Annotated in this window: 27 protein-coding genes and 3 tRNA genes; all 30 read right to left on the bottom strand. The window is 51.0% G+C overall.

Features of this window, described 5'->3' with window-relative positions; all coding sequences use genetic code 11:
• Positions 1-97: 97 nt before the first annotated feature.
• A tRNA-Thr gene (locus tag WC052_03970) sits at positions 98-173 on the bottom strand.
• A 136-nt stretch (positions 174-309) separates the two neighbouring features.
• Positions 310-396: transfer RNA gene (locus WC052_03965), tRNA-Tyr, on the bottom strand.
• A 110-nt stretch (positions 397-506) separates the two neighbouring features.
• Positions 507-582 (bottom strand) — tRNA-Thr (locus WC052_03960).
• A 31-nt stretch (positions 583-613) separates the two neighbouring features.
• Positions 614-1525, bottom strand: a complete 912-nt coding sequence (locus WC052_03955; GenBank protein MFA7286785.1) for a tetratricopeptide repeat protein — start codon at positions 1523-1525, stop codon at positions 614-616.
• Positions 1526-1527: 2 nt separating this feature from the next.
• Positions 1528-2250, bottom strand: a complete 723-nt coding sequence (locus WC052_03950) for a triose-phosphate isomerase (protein ID MFA7286784.1) — start codon at positions 2248-2250, stop codon at positions 1528-1530.
• Between the two features lie 5 nt (positions 2251-2255).
• Positions 2256-3245, bottom strand: coding sequence for a serine hydrolase (locus WC052_03945; protein ID MFA7286783.1), 990 nt, complete (start codon positions 3243-3245; stop codon positions 2256-2258).
• A complete protein-coding gene (gene scpB, locus WC052_03940) occupies positions 3217-3801 on the bottom strand; it encodes an SMC-Scp complex subunit ScpB (GenBank protein ID MFA7286782.1) in 585 nt (194 codons plus the stop codon). The genes WC052_03945 and scpB overlap by 29 nt, the downstream gene beginning before the upstream one ends.
• Complete coding sequence (locus tag WC052_03935; GenBank protein ID MFA7286781.1) at positions 3782-4498, bottom strand: segregation/condensation protein A; 717 nt, start codon at positions 4496-4498, stop codon at positions 3782-3784. The genes scpB and WC052_03935 overlap by 20 nt, the downstream gene beginning before the upstream one ends.
• 21 nt (positions 4499-4519) lie before the next feature.
• Complete coding sequence (gene aspS / locus WC052_03930) at positions 4520-5923, bottom strand: aspartate--tRNA ligase (GenBank protein ID MFA7286780.1); 1404 nt, start codon at positions 5921-5923, stop codon at positions 4520-4522.
• Between the two features lie 20 nt (positions 5924-5943).
• A complete protein-coding gene (recO, locus tag WC052_03925) occupies positions 5944-6726 on the bottom strand; it encodes a DNA repair protein RecO (GenBank protein ID MFA7286779.1) in 783 nt (260 codons plus the stop codon).
• Positions 6723-7127 carry a RuvX/YqgF family protein gene (locus WC052_03920; protein ID MFA7286778.1) on the bottom strand — a complete coding sequence of 135 codons (405 nt, stop codon included), beginning with the start codon at positions 7125-7127 and terminating at the stop codon, positions 6723-6725. Before WC052_03920 ends, recO begins: the two co-directional genes overlap by 4 nt.
• Positions 7124-7906, bottom strand: a complete 783-nt coding sequence (gene map, locus WC052_03915; protein ID MFA7286777.1) for a type I methionyl aminopeptidase — start codon at positions 7904-7906, stop codon at positions 7124-7126. Before map ends, WC052_03920 begins: the two co-directional genes overlap by 4 nt.
• A 1-nt stretch (position 7907) precedes the next feature.
• Complete coding sequence (locus tag WC052_03910; protein MFA7286776.1) at positions 7908-8561, bottom strand: nucleoside monophosphate kinase; 654 nt, start codon at positions 8559-8561, stop codon at positions 7908-7910.
• Between the two features lie 62 nt (positions 8562-8623).
• Complete coding sequence (gene secY, locus WC052_03905) at positions 8624-9937, bottom strand: preprotein translocase subunit SecY (GenBank protein MFA7286775.1); 1314 nt, start codon at positions 9935-9937, stop codon at positions 8624-8626.
• A gap of 4 nt (positions 9938-9941) precedes the next feature.
• A complete protein-coding gene (rplO, locus tag WC052_03900) occupies positions 9942-10382 on the bottom strand; it encodes a 50S ribosomal protein L15 (protein MFA7286774.1) in 441 nt (146 codons plus the stop codon).
• A 3-nt stretch (positions 10383-10385) separates the two neighbouring features.
• Positions 10386-11021 (bottom strand): 30S ribosomal protein S5, encoded by a 636-nt coding sequence (gene rpsE, locus WC052_03895; protein MFA7286773.1) that lies wholly within the window; start codon positions 11019-11021, stop codon positions 10386-10388.
• Between the two features lie 11 nt (positions 11022-11032).
• Complete coding sequence (gene rplR, locus WC052_03890; protein MFA7286772.1) at positions 11033-11398, bottom strand: 50S ribosomal protein L18; 366 nt, start codon at positions 11396-11398, stop codon at positions 11033-11035.
• A gap of 5 nt (positions 11399-11403) precedes the next feature.
• On the bottom strand, positions 11404-11949 hold the full coding sequence (gene rplF, locus WC052_03885) for a 50S ribosomal protein L6 (protein MFA7286771.1): 546 nt from the start codon (positions 11947-11949) through the stop codon (positions 11404-11406).
• A gap of 1 nt (position 11950) precedes the next feature.
• Entirely contained in the window at positions 11951-12391 is a 441-nt protein-coding gene (gene rpsH, locus WC052_03880) for a 30S ribosomal protein S8 (protein MFA7286770.1), read from the bottom strand.
• A 10-nt stretch (positions 12392-12401) separates the two neighbouring features.
• Entirely contained in the window at positions 12402-12596 is a 195-nt protein-coding gene (locus WC052_03875) for a type Z 30S ribosomal protein S14 (protein MFA7286769.1), read from the bottom strand.
• Position 12597: 1 nt separating this feature from the next.
• Positions 12598-13146, bottom strand: a complete 549-nt coding sequence (gene rplE, locus WC052_03870; GenBank protein ID MFA7286768.1) for a 50S ribosomal protein L5 — start codon at positions 13144-13146, stop codon at positions 12598-12600.
• A 2-nt stretch (positions 13147-13148) separates the two neighbouring features.
• Complete coding sequence (gene rplX / locus WC052_03865) at positions 13149-13469, bottom strand: 50S ribosomal protein L24 (protein ID MFA7286767.1); 321 nt, start codon at positions 13467-13469, stop codon at positions 13149-13151.
• Positions 13470-13473: 4 nt separating this feature from the next.
• On the bottom strand, positions 13474-13845 hold the full coding sequence (gene rplN, locus WC052_03860; protein ID MFA7286766.1) for a 50S ribosomal protein L14: 372 nt from the start codon (positions 13843-13845) through the stop codon (positions 13474-13476).
• Positions 13846-13851: 6 nt separating this feature from the next.
• A complete protein-coding gene (gene rpsQ / locus WC052_03855; GenBank protein ID MFA7286765.1) occupies positions 13852-14124 on the bottom strand; it encodes a 30S ribosomal protein S17 in 273 nt (90 codons plus the stop codon).
• Positions 14125-14134: 10 nt separating this feature from the next.
• Positions 14135-14332 (bottom strand): 50S ribosomal protein L29, encoded by a 198-nt coding sequence (rpmC, locus tag WC052_03850; protein MFA7286764.1) that lies wholly within the window; start codon positions 14330-14332, stop codon positions 14135-14137.
• 10 nt (positions 14333-14342) lie between these two features.
• A complete protein-coding gene (gene rplP / locus WC052_03845) occupies positions 14343-14753 on the bottom strand; it encodes a 50S ribosomal protein L16 (protein ID MFA7286763.1) in 411 nt (136 codons plus the stop codon).
• A gap of 2 nt (positions 14754-14755) precedes the next feature.
• Positions 14756-15454: a 30S ribosomal protein S3 gene (rpsC, locus tag WC052_03840; protein ID MFA7286762.1), complete on the bottom strand. Its 699-nt coding sequence runs from the start codon at positions 15452-15454 to the stop codon at positions 14756-14758.
• 1 nt (position 15455) lies between these two features.
• Positions 15456-15836: a 50S ribosomal protein L22 gene (gene rplV / locus WC052_03835; GenBank protein ID MFA7286761.1), complete on the bottom strand. Its 381-nt coding sequence runs from the start codon at positions 15834-15836 to the stop codon at positions 15456-15458.
• 6 nt (positions 15837-15842) lie between these two features.
• A complete protein-coding gene (gene rpsS / locus WC052_03830) occupies positions 15843-16151 on the bottom strand; it encodes a 30S ribosomal protein S19 (GenBank protein MFA7286760.1) in 309 nt (102 codons plus the stop codon).
• Positions 16152-16165: 14 nt separating this feature from the next.
• Positions 16166-16545: 50S ribosomal protein L2 (gene rplB, locus WC052_03825; GenBank protein MFA7286759.1), on the bottom strand; the 380-nt coding region annotated here is incomplete at its 5' end.

Raw genomic sequence — 16545 nt, 5'->3', positions numbered from 1 at the left:
TTTAGTAGTTAATCCTGTTTTATACACTACTGGAGCCCCGCCCGCTGGCGGGACTACTGACGTTGCAAACATTTTGATAAATCAAAATGTACGCTATTGGAGCCGCCTCCCGGACTCGAACCGGGGACCTTCACTTTACAAAAGTGTTGCTCTACCAGCTGAGCTAAGGCGGCGTATATTTACTTATGGCAACTGACAATTTGTTCTCCTTCGTTAAAACTACGGCGAACAGCCGCTTTACTATATCGTCTGGCCGCCAACCGTCGTTGAAACTATGGCTGGCACGCCAGCCGAAGCTTGAGCGAAGGCTGGTGGGTGGTGAAGGATTTGCACCTTCGAAGGCACAGGGCCACCTGATTTACAGTCAGGTCCGTTTGACTACTTCGGTAACCACCCAGACTAAAACTTATCACTCGCCCTTCGACTCCTTACAGTCGCTCAGGACATTCGACTCAATATAGATGGCTTGCCATGAGCGAGGTTTGCCATAGGCAAACCGAGTCGAATGGAGCCCACTCGCAGATTCGAACTGCGGACCTTCTCCTTACCATGGAGATGCTCTACCAACTGAGCTAAGTGGGCCTACAAAGACGTAAAAAACAGCTTGTTTGGTCTAGCTCGACGGCTCAGTCGTCCGGCGTTTTCGAGGCATCGCTTTTATACGATCCTCGAACTCCTGAAGCTTATTATTGTCAGGATTAACCGTGGCTAAGTGCCGTAAAGTGCTAGTCGCAAGCCGCTTATTACCCCCAAGTATACAAACATCGATGAGTCGGTCAAGGCAACGAGGATTTGACGGCTCCAACGCCACCGCCGCTTCAAATGTTGCAATGGCACTTGGGAAGTCTTCCATACTGACAAGCGTGTCACCGAGACCAATACGATACGGCACATGATCGGGCTCAAAGGAGACGGCTTGCTCATAGGCACTACAACCTCGCGCCAAGGCACCTAGCTCCACGCTCACTGCGGCGAGCAATGCATACGTTTCGGCGTCACGTGGATCAAGCCGCAGCGCATATTCGAACGACTGCGCAGCTTCTTCGCGGTTTCCGGCGTTCCAGTAAATACGGCCAAGACCTCGGTAGGCTTCCGTGTTGCGATGGTCATGCGTAATGATATCGAGGTACGTGCGTTCCGCTTCTTCTTTGTTACCTGTCTGTTCGGCGTTCTTTGCAACAGCTAAAAGCGAGGCAATATCGGTCGTTGAGACATCTGCGGCGGATGAAGGATTCGCATGTCGATACCGGCGATCTAATTCGAGAAGCCGTTCATAGAAGTCACCAAGACGTTCCCCCGTTTCAGCGCGAAGCGCCGCAGTGCGCTGCCAAAGGTGCCCTGTTCGCTCGCGTAAACGACGTTGCAAACCACGAAGCAATAACTGTCGCTTCTTCGTAGCTGTAATAACTTCAGGAAGATGTTCAATCTTCATTAAGCGTATATCCGACCACCGTCTGCCAACCGTTATCACAAAACCAACAATAGCACCGAAGAGAACGAGGATGGGTAAAACGTCGTACAGCATACTTAACGAGCTACTTGAGCAATAATATTTTGAAATGAAACCGCCTCGGTACTCGCCGCACCAACGAGTACACCATCAAAACCATGTGCGCCGATGAACCCTGCCGCATTTGTTTGGTCCACGCTGCCGCCATACAAAACAGGCACCGCGTCATCAATAAACGACCGAAGCAGTGCACTAGACTCGGCAACGTCTTCAATTAACAGCGGATGCGCGCCGGACGTGGCGCTGATTGCCCATAGTGGCTCATACGCAACCAAAAAAGAACCAGGGAGTCCTGAACCAACTACTTGTGTATATTGTTCACGCAGTATCGAGCTTGCTTCATTGTGCTGCTCCAGCGTCTCCCCAATGCATAGTATGGGCGTCAAGCCATTGGCGAGTGCTGTTAGGCACTGCTCACGCAAAGCATGCACATCAGTTCCCTCTCGTCGACGTACCTCTGAATGGCCAACAATGGCATAGGTGGCACCAAGAGAAGCATAATCTGCCGCCGATACACCCCCCGTATGCGCACCGCGTACCGCTGTGTTAACCAACTGCGCACCAAGGCTGGTAGCGCTACCCCGCAGAATATCAGCCACGGCTGAGATACTTATAGCGCTCGGGCAAACGACGACCGTAACAGGCAGACGCGGTGCCCGCACCAGTTTCTGAGCCAAGGCAACACTTTCAGGTACGTTCAAATACATTTTCCAATTGGCGACAACTATCGGCATCTTCATAGCAATTAGTATAGCAGACGTTCATCGTGTCGTTCACCAGTTGGCAAATTTTTTGTCGTGGTAAGTGCCCAGGGTACTAAACGGAGTACGTCCTCGGCACGATCTGTTGCTGTTTTTCCGCCAAGTAAAACCATGAGCGCCGCTTCCCCTGTTTCATTTCCAGCTAATAGCGCTATGTTATAACCAGCTTCCTCAGTGTGCCCTGTTTTGCCCGCCGTGAGCGTCCAGCCGTAGGTGGCTGTTTCTGCATTATCTTGCAGTACTTGATCGGTATTAAAAATGCGTTCAGCTTCACCACCGATAAACACTGTGCTGTCGGTCACACTTGCTGCGGTAACGATGCGCTCTTCCGAAAAAGCCTTGCGAGCAATTACCGCAAAGTCTCGGGCTGATGCTCGATTCCCATCACTCAGGCCACTGGCATCAGCAAACGTAACGGCTGACAATGACCACGAGTTCGCCAAAGCGTTCATGGCATTAACAAACGCGCTCTCGCTCCCAGCCAAGCTTCGTGCAAGCGCCGCAGCGGCATCATTGTCTGAGGCGATGAGTAATAACTTCCAAAGATCTGCCACAGTAACCGTGTCACCAGGATGCAAGCGTTGCCGCGCACCCGGTCGCCTATCTTCTGCCAGAATGGTAACCGACTCGTCCCAGGCCGGATTATACGTCAAGGCAATAAGCGCGGTCATGAGCTTTGTAAGACTGGCCAACGGTACCGGGTCATCGGCATGATATTTCATGAGCGGCAAGGGTGACGACCCTTCACTACTCATATAGACGTTCATGGCTGTTACCTCGGACAGTAGCGCTCCCGGCACAGTCGGTCGGTATACGTCTCGCTGTACTGGTAACGTTGCTGTTGTAGCCGCAGACACACGGACACCAGGAAAAGAGCCAACGAAAAGCAACGCATTCGCTAGCACGGCAAGCACCACCAGCGCGACAACGAGCGCCACCCGAGAATCACTCAGTGACAGTGGTTCGTATTTCATCGGTCCGCTCAGCTAAAAGCTGATCGACAACCTCAGGACGATGGAGCGTTTCGTACTGTGGCAGTTGCTGAATTGACGTTAAACCTAAATGTCGAATGAAATCACTCGACACTGTGTAGTAGAGCAGCATTTTCTTTTTATCCTCCTCAACGATAACTAGTCCGCGCATCATGAGGTTGCGCAATATCAACGTACAATTTACCCCTCTTATTTTTTCTAAATCACTTTTCGTTACTGGCCCACGGTAGGCAATGATAGACAAGGTTTCCACGGCCGGCTTCGTTAGCTCGCCAGTGGTTTCCGCTTTTAAAAATTCTCTTACGACGTCACTCACGGCACTGCTGGTGACCAACTGCACTTCACCAGCGTGTCGCAGCAGCTGGACGCCACCAGCGTGCACCACCCGTTCGTCGTACTCTGCCGCCAATTCGCCGAGCGCTGTTTCAACGGCTGCCGCTTCAGCATGTACGATACCAGCCAACTTATCAATTGAAAGCGGCCGAGTGGCCACGAACAATATTGCCTCGAGTTGTGATTTAAGTGGTGCTGTTGTCATAGCGAGTTATACGAATAATATCAGTCCCCTCTTCTTGTGCAACGACAACGTGTCGCTGCTTCACTAATTCGAGAAGGGCCAGAAAGGTAACAATGACTTCGGTTCTTGTTTTTGTATTCGCCAGCGCCTGTCTAAAGTCTACACTATTTGCGTTTGAAAACAGCGTACGCAATACGGTAATCCGCTCTTGAAGACTGATTGTTCGTGTTATGAGCTCCGGCTTCGGACGCACCAACCTACCAATTTCGGCGAGAATCCCTACGTATGCTTGCTCCAGGTACTCTAAACCAGCGTTAGACGCGGGGCTGAAGCTCGCCACAGTCACTCTGGCCATGCGCTCACGCACAAAGCAGACTTGGTTCGCCCGATACTGTCGATACAACAAGGTCCCGGCGGAGACATACAGTCGATACCGCGCTAGCTCTTCTGTTAGCGTATCAGTCACGGCCTCTTCATCAGCCATGAAAAGGTGTGGCAAAAGTACACGAGATTTAATGAGCAGTAGTCGTGCGGCAATTACCAAAAAATCGGCCAGATCATCAGCCCGCAGCGTCGGCGTGTTATCAATGTAGGCTAAATACTGCTCAGTAACTTTGGCGAGCGAGATATCGGTAACGAGTAGCTCTTCTTTCTCGATGAGCTTCAAAAGCAAATCTAACGGTCCTTCAAACCGTTCTAACGTTACCGAATACATCATCAAAAACGCTGACGAACAACCCTACTTCCGAACGGAAAGATGCAGTTCCTTCATCTGTTCATCTGAAACAAGACTTGGTGCATCCATCATGAGGTCTCGTCCATCACCCGTTTTTGGAAACGCGATGACTTCACGAATGTTTGGTTCATTTGCCAAGAGCATTATGAATCGGTCTATACCTGGCGCAATACCGCCGTGTGGCGGAACGCCATAGCGGAAGGCCCGCAGGAGATGCCCAAACTGTCGCTCAACATCCTCTGGTGGATGCCCTAAGACTTCAAACACAGCGGCGAGCAACTCAGGGTCGTGCGTTCGAATGCTTCCGCCACCGATCTCATAGCCGTTCAACACGAAGTCGTACTGATCGGCCAGAATGGATGTTGGCTCAGCAGCTCGCAATGCTTCGGCGTTCGCCACCCGCGGCTTCGTGAACGGGTGATGCACGGCGCCCAGTGTTCCATCGTCTTTGCGTTCAAACATTGGAAAATCCAGAATAAAACAGAACGCCAAAACAGTTGGATCATCTTTATCTTTTCGCAAATCTGGTTTGTCGTTTCCATATTTTTCCATGGCCTCTTTGTAGGTGAGCCGAGGAAACGGAATTTCTTGAATCTTTTTTTCTGGTGTGCACGTTTTTACCAAATGAATGTAGAGCGCCTCAATGAGCTGCAACAAGTCTTCCTGCTCAACAAAACTCATCTCAATATCTAATTGCGTGAATTCTGGCTGCCTATCGCCTCGCGTATCTTCATCACGGAAACAACGCACTATTTGGAAATAGCGTTCCAGACCGGCCACCATCAAGAGCTGCTTATACTGCTGTGGCGACTGTGGTAGGGCGTAAAATTGACCCGGCCGACGACGGTCTGGCACCAAATAATCTCGCGCTCCTTCTGGCGTTGATTTGCTTAAGACTGGTGTCTCTATTTCAATAAAATCTCGCTCTAAGAGATACTGTCGCATGGCTTGAATAACACTGTTGCGAAGTAGCATATTGCTAAGCGGCTTCTGACGACGTAAATCAAGATACCGATAGGTTAAGCGCACTTCTTCACCTGCAACGAGCGCCGGGTCGTCAATGACAAATGGTGGCGTCTCGGAACGATTGAGGACCGTCACTGTGGTTGCGACAAGTTCAATGTTACCCGTTAAGAGCTCAGCATTTTCCGTTCCTGGTCGACGAGCGGTGACGGTACCAGTGATTGCCACAACTGATTCTGATCGGAGCCCGTCCTTAATTTGTTCTTGTACTTCAGCACTAAAATCTTTCAACCGAACAACGACTTGAACAACATCCGTTCGATTGCGTAGGTCTACGAAAAGAATGGGGCCATGATCGCGTCGACGATGTACCCAACCAGCCACCGTTACGGTTGTTCCAGCTGGCAAAGTAATAAGTTCGGCAACAGTATGTGTTCTCAGCATAGACCTGAGTATACAAGAAATTAGGTCTCGTGGACAGGCTGGCGGACAAACGAAAGCGTAGTCCAAAATGAGCCATGCATAGGCACGTCATACCGCTCTTCCATGAGACTTCTCGTTACCAGCATAATCGCGTCTTGCAATGATGTACTCATACGCGCTCGAACGGCTTCAGCTAATGGCGCTTGCGTGAGTAGCAGAAGCGCCCGAATAATACTGGCGTTTATCGGCATAGCGATAAACCCATTGGCTGCGCACGTCTGGTGTATAACGCCGCCACCACGAGCATCAAGGAACAACGATTGCGTAGCGAATGCTTGGCCACACACCCGACAAGTAGCAAGATCAGGTAAATACCCTACCCGACTGAATAATTTCCAGGCATAGGCATAGGGCAGGATATTTAAACCTTGTGGTGAGACCTTGGGACGATCAAGCGCCTCGAGCGCATCGACCGTTAGCTCAAAAGTAGCAGCATCAGGTTGCTCTATCGGCAACATCAAATCCGCTAAACGAACGATGAGTCCGGCCGAAAATGCCCGAGCTGGATCTTGTCGAATAATCACCTGCAGTCGTTCCGGGATCGAACCAGTTACTATTCGCCGCTGCCGGCCTTGCACAAATGACGCTTCGATAACCGTAAACGGTTGCAGCGACGCCGCCAGCTTACTTTTTTGTAAGTGCAATCCACGGGCAACCGCATCTACCTTACCGTGCGCGGCGGACAGAAACAGAATTCGAACATCAGCGTTTCTGGGTTGCTCATGCCGCAGAACGACGGCACGGGTTCGCAAGTACGCGCTCATGCGCGGTGACCCAAATAATTATCAGCGATGAGCATAGCCGCCAAAGCATGCTCATCAGCGGTTGGGAAATCTCGACGAAGCACTGCAGCCGCGTTCGAGGTAAACCGCTCGTCCATAAATTCGATAGTGTAGGGCATTGCCTCACGTAGCGAGGCAGCAAAAACGCTAACCGCTTGTGTTATGGCTGAGGCAGCAACACCGGGTTCTGCACGCAATGGGTTTGGAGCACCAATGACAATTGCATCAGCACCTTCGTTCACTGCTGCAGCTCGCAACCGAGCAACTGCATCAGGCTCACTGTTTCTGTCAATGGTAAAAAGTGGCATTGAAACTTTAGGCTCATCTCTACCAACGGCTACCCCCAGCCAGCGCTCACCAAAATCAATAGCAATGACGGTCACAGGAAAGGGGTCAAAATTTCAGCCGGACCATGCTCAGCAATCACGATAGTTTGCTCGAAATGCGCCGCCCGAGAACCGTCACGCGTTGCGATGGTCCAATTGTCTTTCAGCGTCCGAATAGCAGCACTGCCAGCATTCACCATTGGTTCAATGGCAATAACCAGGCCGGGTTGCAATACCGTCGCCGCAATTGGTCCGCGCACAAAAAAATTCGGCACCTCGGGGGCTTCATGGACCTGACGACCAACGCCATGACCAACAAGCTCGCGAACGATTCCATACCCAGCTGCTTTCACCCGCTTCTCAATGGCGCGACTAATATCGCCAACAGTAGCGCCCGGTAAAGCAGCCGCCACGCCAAGCTGCAATGCCTCACGCGTTACTTCCAGTAATCGTCTGTCTGCTTCACTCACGCGTCCAACGGGAACGGTCATTGCCATATCCGTACAGAATCCCCCCTTGGCTGGGTAGCGCATACCAATATCAAGACCAACGATGTCGCCGTCATGCAGTTCTCGTGATGGTAACGCAGGGCCATGAACAACCTCACCATTTATAGACACACAGAGCGTTGAAGGAAATGGAACAGAACCACCAGCAGTATACCCAAGAAACGATGGCACCCCACCGACTGCTTGCATACGTTCCCGAGCTAACGCATCAAGCGCCGCAGTCTGAACACCTGGCCGCACCTGCGCTATTACCTCATGTAAAATTTGTGCAAGCAAGCGGCCGCACTCACGAATGATTGTAATTTCCGCTGAGGTGTAGCGCGCCACACTATTGTAAAAGGCCAAGCACACGTCGAACCTCAACGTAGACGGTGTCTGCGTCAGGTCGCCCATCAATGCGTATGAGTTTACCGGCTCGTTCGTACTCAGTAAGTAACGGCTCTGTTTCGTCGTGGTACTGCTTCAAGCGCCGTCGAATAGCTTCAGGCGTATCGTCACTTCTGGCGGCAATTACCCCTCCACATTGATCGCACACGCCATTACTCTTCGGCGGCCGACGACTAATATGATAAATCGCTTCGCACTGCGTGCAAACTAACCGACCCGCCAAACGGTTCACCGCTTCTTCATCGGTAAGCGTAAACAGCAGTGCCAATCGCGGTGCGGCTAGCTTCTCAAGATATGCCAATTGCGGAAGCGTCCGTGGATACCCATCTAAAATATACGACGGAGCACTCGACTGCTTCGCAAAAGCGCCGGCGATGAGTCTGTTGACCGTCTCGTCTGAAATCAAATCGCCACGCGCCATTGTTTCCGCAATTTCTACGCCTAACGCAGTTCGGTCAGCAATAGCAGAACGAAAAAGAATACCAGTTGAAATATGCTCTACGCCAATTTCTTGAGAGAGCAACGCACCCTGCGTCCCCTTGCCGGAACCCTGTGGCCCTAATAATACATAGCGGTGTCTACCGGACGTCATCATATCAGTGCAGTATAGCACGACGCAGGCAAGCAACTTCCGCAGTAAACCAGAGCGCGTGCAATCTAAAAGCTTTCGTAATCGCGCATGACAAGCTGCGCTTTGATTTGCTGCACTGTTTCAATCACCACCGAAACAACGATGAGGAGCGACGTTCCGCCAATCGCGAGCGTTGTAATACCGGTGGTCTGCTGCATCACCAGTGGCAAAACGGCGATGGTTCCAAGGAAGAGAGCTCCCGCAAAAATAATTCTATTTATAACGTACCCAAGATACTCAGCCGTCGGTCGTCCGGGACGAATACCAGGGATAAAACCGCCCTGCTTCTGAAGATTCTCCGCAATTTGTATTGGCTGAAAAATGACTGCGGTATAGAAGTAGGTGAAAATGAAAACAAGCACAAAATAACTAGCGGCGTAAAACGTTTGATTCTGGAAAAGGCGCGTGATGCCATTAGCCATATTTGCGAGCCATGGCGTGGTGGCACCAGCAAAAAACTGGGCGGCTAATGGTGGAAATAGTAAAATTGAAATGGCAAAAATAATTGGGATAACGCCAGCTTGGTTAACCCGCAGTGGTAAATGCGTATCAACGCCGCCAAACATTCTACTCCCGCGAACGCGCTTGGCGTACGACACCGGAACATTCCGCTGCGCTTCCGTTACATACACCACCCCATAAATAGTTATTACGGCAATGGCTAAGAAGACGCCAATTTGCATTAATTGTGCCGTATCAATGCCGCCGCCTGGGCTCCGTAACAATTGCCAGGTATTGATAACGGTCGATGGTAACTGTGAAACAATACCAGCAAAGATAAGAAGCGAAATACCATTACCTATTTTTCGCTCAGTTATGAGTTCCCCAATCCACATGAGTAACATCGAACCACCAATCATGGTGATGATGAGCGACCCATACACAAATGGGGTCATGATAGCCGGCAACACCGGTACACCCAAGGCTGGCGATTGACGGAGTAGGGTGATAATACCAATGCCTTGCAGTGCGGCCAATGGAACCGTAGCGTAGCGTGTGTACTGGTTAATCTTTTGCCGACCATAGTCACCCTCTTTGGAAAGCTCTTCAAGACTCGGCACCGCCATAGCCAAAAGCTGGAAAATGATGGAGGCGGTAATATACGGCGCAACACCCAAAGCAACGATAGAAAAATTCTCAAGACCACCACCAGAAAAAATGTTCACAAACCCCAGGAGCTGGTTGCCGGCAAAAAGCGCCCGCAAATTCTCTTGATCGACACCAGGCAAAGGAATGTGTGCAAGAACGCGGAAAATAGCTAGCATTCCCACCACAATCATAAGACTGCGGCGCAAATCTTTCGCCTGCCAAATTTGCCGAAGCACGTTCATTACACCCATCGGCTTATTTTTTAGCGACAACCGTACCACCGGCAGCCGTTATAGCTGCGGCAGCGGTAGCCGACACGCGACACCCCTTAACGGTGACCGCACGGGTAATGACCCCGGTATTCAATATCTTAATGATTGCTCCACTCGGCGCCATACCTTTTTTCACGAGTACGGCAGGCGTCACCGTTGCACCAGTTGCAAAGGCGGTGTTCATGTCGCCAAGCTTTACGATAGCCACGGCCTGACGATCAACCGTGAAACCACCCCGCTTCGGAATGCGACGGAAGTACTGCTGCATCGCCCGTCGAGCAATACCGCGGCTACCGCCCGTTCGCGCCCGCTGCCCTTTGGTACCTTTGCCCGCAGTTGTTCCTCGACCCGAGGCATTTCCACGACCAATTCGGCGCCGTGAACGGCGAGGCTGACCCGTTAAACTGTGTAGTGTTATAGACATATTTTAAATCGCTTTCTTCTTTGCGGGTGGTCGAACCTTTAACTGCCGCAACGCTAAAATCGTAGCACGAGCGTTATTAAGTTTGCTTCGCGAACCAAGCATCTTTGCGGCCACGTTCGGCACGCCACCTAACTCAAGGACACTTCGCACAGCGCCCCCAGCAATAATCCCAGTACCACGTGGTGCTGGTTTGAGGAGTATTTTTGCTGCGCCATACTTAATGTATATCTCGTGTGGCAAGGTATCTTCATACAAAGGAATCTCTATCAAATCCTTTTTTGCATTCGCCGCAGCTTTGGCTATAGCCAAACTAACATCCGCACCTTTACCAAGACCAACGCCAACCCGACCCTTGTGGTCACCGATGGCCACGCAGGCTCGGAAACGCATTCGTTTTCCACCAGCCATGACACGGGTTACCCGAGCCAAATCGATAATCTTTTGATCAAACTCCTGATCGCGGTCCCCTGTATCTCGACGAGGTCGGCGATTCCCACCGGCGGCATCACGGCCACCACCGCGTCGAGCGCCGCCGCGAGCTGGTGCTCGAACGTCGCTGGCTGCGGAAACTACCACGGGGGCCACGACTGGCGCCGCAACGTCGTCCTTTGGAATATCTTTTTCTGCTTCTTCAGTCATACCAGTTCCTTTTAAAACGTAAGCCCGCCAGCACGAGCCGCTTCGGCCAGTGCCTGTACACGACCATGATAGCGATATCGTCGACGATCAAAAACAATTGCCGTCACACCCTTCTCTTTTGCTCGCGTCGCCACAAGCGCACCAACAGCGGCGGCACGCTCTTTGCCTTTGAGCGCTTGGTCCACATCCTTGTCAGATGCCATAGCAAGCGTTCGTCCAAGTGCGTCATCAATGACTTGCGCGCTAATGTGCTTCAGGCTCCGGAATACAGCGAGTCGTGGTTGGGCAGACGTACCGGAAAAACGACTGCGCACCCGATGTGTTCGGCGGAACCGCAGGGCCTCTCTCTTAAGATTGAATGTCTTTAATTTTGGCATATGGTTTATGTTGATGCCTTAGCAGCCTTTCCAGCTTTGCGACGGACAACTTCGCCAGCGTAGCGAATTCCTTTCCCTTTATACGGTTCAGGTTTGCGCAGACGTCTAATCTGTGCCGCAATCTCTCCAACCATCTGCTTGTCCATTCCGGACAATGTCAGCGTTGTCTTCTCTGCCTCGGCGGTAATACCTTCCGGCAAATCAATTTCAACGGGGTGAGAAAAACCAAGACTCATGTTTACTTTTCGTCCAGCAACCGCAACCTTATACCCAACACCAACCAGTTCAAGCTTTTTACTAAAGCCCGTGGTAACACCAAGAACCATGTTGTTTACAAGGGTTCGCGTTAAGCCCCAGAGAGAACGCTGCTGTCGATCTTCACTGTCTGCGATGGTTACCGAAATCTCAGACCCTTCAACCACCAGATGTACCAATGGATGCGTACTTAACGACAGAGAGCCTTTTGGACCCTTCACCATAACCTGCGAGCCGTCGACAGTGACGGTAACGCCGTTCGGTATTACGATTGGTTGCTTTCCTATACGTGACATATTAGTAGATGCGACAGATAAGTTCTCCGCCGATGCCGGCCGTACGTGCCTGACGTGAGGTCATGAGACCACTTGGTGTTGAAACAATAGCTACACCAAGGCCAGAACGAACCATTGGGACCTCACCCTTTTGTACGTACACCCGTCGTGATGGTTTGCTGACCCGGTCAATACCGGTAAGCGCCGGTCGTCCAACAGCGTCGTACTTCAAGACCAGTCGAAGAATGTCTGAACGACCGCGACGATTCGCCCGCTTACTAAGTCGAGGGGATGGTGGAATAGCATCCTTACCAACTTTTTCTACGGAGATGAGATAGCCTTCAGCTAAAAGAATTTTAGCCAGCGCTGCCTTCAATACCGAGAACGGTACGATGACTTCTGTTTTGTGAACCATGAATCCGTTACGGATTCTGGTAAGCATGTCTGCGATTGGATCTGTCATAGAATTGAAATTACCAACTGGCTTTTATCACGCCCGGCATTTCGCCTTTCAGCGCAAGTTCACGGAAACAAATGCGGCAGATATCGAACCGACGCATATAGGCACGCTTTCGCCCACACCGCCAACAACGCCGCACAACGCGCGAGCTAAACTTCGGCTTTATGAGTGATTGCTTTGACTTGTTTACCTGTGCTTTTGTTGCCATATTATTCAGTCTGAAATGGGAAACCAAGTGCCGTGAGGAGTGCCACGCCTTCTTCACGAGTATTGGCAGTTGTATCAATCGTCACCTCCAACCCGTGAATTCGCTCGACTTCGTCGGGGTGAATCTCTGGGAAAACGAGGTGCTCTTTAAAGCCAATAGTGGCGTTCCCTGTCTTGTCGACGATTCGCTTTGGCAATCCTCGGAAGTCTCGAACACGAGGCAATGCAACCGTAACAAGTTTCTTTAGGAAATCACGCATCCGCTCCCCGCGCAAGGTTACCTTAAGACCAATAACCATTCCTTCGCGAATCTTAAAGTTAGAAATTGATTTCTTGGCTTTACTTTTTACTGGTTGCTGACCGGTAATGCGGCGAAGGGTCTGCTCCGCGGTCTCCAGAATTTTTGCGTCTGAGTGACCTTGCCCCACACCAATGTGCACCACAATCTTCATCACCCGCGGTACTTGGTGAATGTTGGTATAGCCAAACTGGGCGGTTAGAGCCTTCGTGATGGCGGCGGGCATTTCGTTTTTTGACTTTGTTGTAGACATACCTAGGCCGCTATTGCGGTATTACACTTTCTGCACCATCGTTGCTTCTTGCCGTCAGCAAGCACCTTTGAGGCCACTCGCACTGGCTTTTTGCAGTTCGGACAGATGAGCACAAGATTTGAAGCATTAATTGAAATTGGCGACTCGATAATTTGCCCCTTCTCGCCAGCTTTTCGTGGACGAACATGCTTCTTACGAATGTTAACCGATTCAACGACTGCACGGCTAACTTTCGGCATGGCTTCAAGCACCTTACCTTCACGTCCTTTATCTTTACCCGCGATAACGCGGACGGTGTCTCCTTTGTGAATCTTCATAGCCATATGGTTAAAGCACCTCGGGCGCCAAAGACACAATCTTCATGTACCCCTTGCCACGGAGCTCACGAGCGACTGGTCCAAAAATACGTGTCCCCTTTGGGTCTTTCGATTTTCTGTCGATAAGCACGACCGCATTATCGTCAAAACGAATGTAGGAACCATCTGGTCGACGTGTTTCTTTGTGGGTCCGAACGATGACCGCGTGCACGACGTCGCCCTTCTTTACTGCGCTGTGTGGCTGCGCCTCTTTGACTGCTGCGGTAATAACGTCACCCAATCGGGCGTAGCGTTTCTTGTAGCCGCCGAGCACCTTAATGCACTGCACCTTTTTGGCGCCGCTGTTGTCGGCCGGAATAAGCATTGTTCTTTGCTGAATCATAGGAGTCTATGCCTTACGAGTAGCCGAGGCAGCAATTCGCCATCGCTTCCGTTTAGAAAGTGGTCGGCACTCGATAAACGATATTGCATCACCCGCTTTGGATTGATTGACTTCATCATGCACTGGGTACAAACGACTGACCGTGTAGCGTTTGCCGTATTTGGTATTAATACGCGTTCTCGTCACCCGTACGCTGACGGTCTTATCCTTGGCATCATGAACGGCCACACCACTCAGGGTGCGCATCATGCGTTTCTTTTCTGTAGGGATTGTATTCATAGTAGACATATTAAACGCTAACCTGTGCTCGTTCGCGAAGCACCGTGAGGACACGAGCGATATCTCGCTTCACGCCGCTAATGGTGTGCACGTTTTTCAATTGCTTCGATGCCGCTTTAAAGGCCAGCTCGTGCAATGACCGGCGCAGTTCATCCAGCACAACCGTAAGTTCGGCATCTGATTTTGCTCGCAAATCTTTGACTTCCATACTCATATAGTTATCGGGTAACGACTTTCGTTTTCACGGGAAGCTTGTGGGACGCACTCTCTAGCGCTTCACTGGCTGCTGCCGCGGCAACACCATCCACCTCAAAGAGTACGGTGCCTGGTCGAATGACCGCCACGTAGTGATCAACCGCACCCTTACCACTACCCATAGTGTTCTCGTTTCCATGGAAGGTAATTGGCTTGTCTGGAAAAATGCGAATCCACATTTTACCGCCTCGCTTCAAGTGCCGACTAATAACTCGACGTGATGCCTCGATTTGTCGAGAGGTCAACCAGCCACCAGTGATGGCTTTGAGCCCGACACTGCCGAAACTAACCGCGGTCTTCGTGGTAGCGGTAAGCTTATTTCGACTGCGACCCTTATGGTGCTTTCGGTGTTTTACCTTCTTTGGAAGCAACATAGTTAGGCGTTAGCGGTTGGACGATCTCGTCTCGGCGCTCGACGAGCAGGTGCAGCAGCCGACTGGTCACCAGGGCCACGATACACCCACACTTTAATGCCGATGACGCCGTAGGTGGTGTTTGCCACACCTCGCGAGTAATCAATGTGTGCGCGCAGTGTGTGTAAAGGAAGTGTGCCGAAAACAACCTTCTCAGTTCTGGCAATTTCGGACCCGTTCAATCGACCACCAACCTGAATTTTTGCTCCAGCGGCGCCAGCTTTTGTTATCCGCATCAAGGTCTGTCGCATGGCTCGACGGAAAGGAATTCGTTTCTCAATATCAGCGGCGATGGCCTGAACGGCCAGAGCCGCTGAAAGGTTTGGACGATCAATCTCTTGCACATTCAACTGCAAGGTGCCTTTGGTGTCTTTGATGAATCGTTGCTTCAAATCGCGTTGCAATTCTTCAATACCCTGACCGCCGCGACCAATGACCACCCCTGGCTTTGCTGTATGCAAGGTCAAGGTAATAGCATTCTGCGAACGTTCAACTTCAACTTTTGAAATGCTGGCATCCTTCAGTCGTACTTTTAAGTATCGGCGCATCTCAACATCTTGGCGAAGCCGATCACGATACTGCTGTCGGTCAGCAAACCAGCGCGACGTTGAGGTATAAATACCACCGAGACGGAAACCAATTGGATTTACTTTTTGACCCATATTATTTAGACGCTACGTGCGGCTTCTTGGCAACGACTGGCGCAGCCTTCACCGAGTCGCTTACGGTTAAGGTAACGTTACTCCCCCGCTTTCGAATCGGTGTGGCCCGACCAAATGCTCGTGGGAAAAAACGTTTCATTTTTACAGCCTCATCCACAATAACTCGCGTAATAACCAAGTCATCACCTTTCAACTTAAAATTATGCTCGGCATTCGCCACAGCCGACTCAATAAGTTTTCGCATTGGCTGCGCCGCGCGCTTCGCACGAAAACGAAGCTCAGTGACTGCCACTGATGCCTTACGACCTCGCACCAGGTCGGCAATAAGCCGCACCTTTTTTGGCGCGATGCGTAAATTTCGAATTGAAGCGGTTACGTCCATAGAATTCTATTTAGTCTTAGGTGCGGCAGCGGCCGGTTTCTGCTCAATATCCTTTGCAATCTTTCCACCATGACGCAAGAATTTACGCGTTGGTGAAAATTCGCCAAGTTTATGACCAACCATGTTCTCAACAATACGAACCGGGATGTGCTGCTTACCGTTATGGACCCCAATGGTAAAGCCAACCATTTCTGGGGTGATAGTACAGGCGCGCGCCCACGTCTTAATTACTGTTTTGTCATTCGCTTTTAAGGCGCTCACTTTTTTGAGCAACTTAGCATCTACGTAGGGACCTTTTTTGAGACTTCGTGACATAAAATTACAACTAGTTAACGACGTCGACCGCGTGAATTGCGACGGGTCATAATCAATCGTGAAGACTTCTTGCTCTTTCGAGTCCGCACCCCAATGGCCGGTTTACCGGTCGGCGTCTTCGGGTGCTTCATACCAATTGGGTTATGACCTTCACCACCACCATGTGGGTGGTCTACTGGGTTCATAGCCTTACCGCGAACGGTTGGTCGAATACCACGATATCGCATACGACCAGCTTTACCCCATCGAATGAGGCGGTAGTCTGGGTTGCCAACGCTGCCAATAGTGGCGGCACATTCCTGCCGAACCATTCTGGTTTCGCCTGACGGCAACTTCAAATGAGCGTACCCGCCCTCAATGGCCATCAATTCAACTCCAGAGCCGGCACCGCGTG

Source organism: Patescibacteria group bacterium (assembly GCA_041675205.1).
In the GTDB taxonomy this organism is placed as follows: Bacteria; Patescibacteriota; Patescibacteriia; order GWA2-46-9; family GWA2-46-9; genus JBAYUF01.
This window is presented reverse-complemented; position numbering and strand designations above follow the sequence as displayed.